We start from the raw sequence: 2,908 nt of genomic DNA on the forward strand, positions 1-2,908 counted from the left end.
CCAAACAGGCGCTGCCCAAAGGGTTCTTCCTAGGGGCTATTTACTCTTTGTTGCTCGGTTTTGACTTAGCCCACTAGGTTACAAATCTCGCGCCGCGATTAAATAGCCCCTAGTTTGAACAAATTTTAATCCGCAAAGATCAACAGACCCTAGTATTTGCGGAAATATGAGCCGGAAAACTCATTGCTGCTAATGCTAATCCAATTAGTATGCTTCCTCTGCGCTTTATAAAAGTATTTTTTATAATCATCTCTTCCTCTTGTACCTTGTTAATACTATTGAAATTTAAAATATCTTATTCAATGTTTAGTAAGAAAAAGCAAAAAGTGCAAATAATCTTTTCGGCTAGCATAAAATAAATTTTCTACCACTTTTTTATTTTTTATAAACCTGTACTTCAGTCCAGTATCCATATTGATTTGGTGTTCTATATTTAAATTATTAGATCGTTATTTTAAATGTTTTGAGGATATTTCGATGGAAGCAAATCAATTAGTAGTTATTGATATTCAAGGGTCTGCTGGTGTTGTGCTGGAAGACGGTTCAATTAAAGCATTAAATGTTGGGGATATTATTAGTGTTGGTGATTTAGTTGTTACAGCAGTCAAATCCTCACTAACGATCGATGTACAAGGCGAAACTTTATCTATTCCGGCAAATCAAAAAGTTAAAATAACACCGGATTTATTAGCAAAAGAAGGTCGTGATTTTAGTGAAACAACCGTTTTTGATGAAAGTATTGATGATGCGATTGCTAGTTTAAACTCATCTGAAGACCCAAATACAGAGATAGCGATAAACTCTGATGTCAGTGATTTTTTAGATGCTTTGCAGGGCGGTGGTGACCTTTTAGATAACCTAGAGGCAACTGCGGCTGGCGGTAATGCTGCAGGTGGAGCCGGAGGAGGTAACTCATTCGTACAATTAACACGTATCTCTGAAAATGTTGATCCTAGCAGTGTAACTTTTGATTCAAGTTTTGATCAAAGTGGTAACGAAATATTTAATATAGCAGACACGTCTGATGGTGTAATTCCTGAGGATGGAATTGCTTCAATTTCATTGAACGAGCTGGGTATTACAAATTCATCACAACCTACAATAACGGGCACAAGTGAAAATTTAATTGGGGAAACCGTAAACGTTACTGTTACGGATGTTGATGGTAATACTCAAATTGTGAGTGTGATTATTGGCCCGGATGGCACTTTTGAAATAACCTTACCTAATCCAATTATAGATGGTCCTGTTACAGTAATTGTTGAAGCAACCGACCCCGTAGGTAATCCAATTAACGATACTATTTCTGTAGAAATAGACACTACAGCTCCATTGATATCTATAAATCCTGTTGCCGATTCAGCTTCGCAAACGGTTACTGTAACGGGCTCAGTATCGGGTTTAAATACTGGAGATAACGTGTCAGTTACGTTAACTGACAGTACTGGCTCAGTACAAACTATTGTTACTCAAGTTGACGCTCAAGGGAATTGGAGTATTACAACTTCTTCGCCTTTAGCTGAAGGTGAATTTAATGTAGATGCAACGGCTATAGATACTGCTGGAAATCAGGCGATTGCTCAGGCGTTAGCAAATGTGGATTTAACGGCACCTGAAATTACAGTAAATATTGTAGGTGAGGTTAATAGTGCAACACCTCCATTAACCGGTACCACAAGCGGAGTGCCAGAAGGCACGCAAGTCACTATATCGATAACAGACAGCACTGGTTTAGTTCAAGTTTTAACCGCTACAACAAATGCAGATGGTACTTGGGCGGTAGACGTTGGTGCTCCCTTACCTGAAGGTGAATTTACTGTTGATGCACAAGTAAGCGACAGTGTTGGAAATCAAGCTTTAGCAAGTGATTCAGGGGTAATTGATTTAACTGCCCCAACAGTGGTAATTAATAATATTAGTGATACGCAAGACACAACCCCAATAATAACCGGTAATGTTCAAGACGTGCCTGCAGGCTCTATTATTAGTGTTGTTATTACTGATATTAATAACCAAACGCAAACGTTACTAACTCAAACAAATGCAGATGGAAGCTGGTCTGTAGAAGTAACAACACCATTAGCAGAAGGGCAGTTTGAAGTAACTGCAACTGTTAGTGATACAGCGGGAAATGAAGCTCAAGACGATGAGCAAGGTGTAGTAGATTTAACCGAGCCAAATATTTCAATTACTGCAATTGCTGATACTAACGATACCACACCAACTTTTGTAGGTAGGGTGGAAGATGCCCCTGTAGGATCTGTTATTACTGTGTTAGTAACCGATATTAACGGTAATACACAAACGTTAACTACTTTATTAAATGAAGATGGAACTTGGAGTGTTGATGCTAATGATTTATTACCAGGTGGTGTTTTTACCGCTACAGCGTCTGTAACTGATGCTGCTGGTAATGAGGCGTCGGCACAAACAAATGGTGAAGTAACATTTGCTCCAATTTCAATTCAAATTGATTCAATTGCAGGTAGTAACGATACCACTCCATTTTTAAGTGGTAATACTGGAAATATTCCTGCGGGTACAACGATTACCTTAACTATTACAGCAAGTGATGGCAGTACGTTTACTTTACTTGCGGTTACTCAAGCGGATGGATCGTGGAGTGCGCAAGTAACTAATCCATTACCAGAGGGGGATTTTACTGTTGTTGCAGCTGTTATAGATGATTCTGGTAATGAAGCTCAAGCGAGTACTGTAGGCAATGTAGATTTAACTGTAAGTATTAATATTATAATAGATACCAACGATACTACTCCTACAGTTAGTGGAGCAACGCAAGATGTAGAGCCCGGTGCCTTAGTAACTGTTACATTTACGGGAAGCGATGGCGTAACAGAAATAGTTGAAGTTGTTACCGCAGCTGACGGGTCTTGGTCTGTAGAGGCTA

General features: G+C 39.0%; 1 protein-coding gene. It reads left to right on the plus strand.

Translation table 11 applies throughout. The annotated features are described in order from the left end of the window. Positions 1–477 precede the first annotated feature (477 nt). On the plus strand, positions 478–2,908 hold a 2,431-nt coding region (locus L647_RS0110940; RefSeq protein WP_024611138.1), incomplete at its 3' end, for a retention module-containing protein.

The sequence above is a fragment of the Pseudoalteromonas sp. TB64 genome (genome assembly GCF_000498095.1).
Classification (GTDB): domain Bacteria; phylum Pseudomonadota; class Gammaproteobacteria; order Enterobacterales; family Alteromonadaceae; genus Pseudoalteromonas.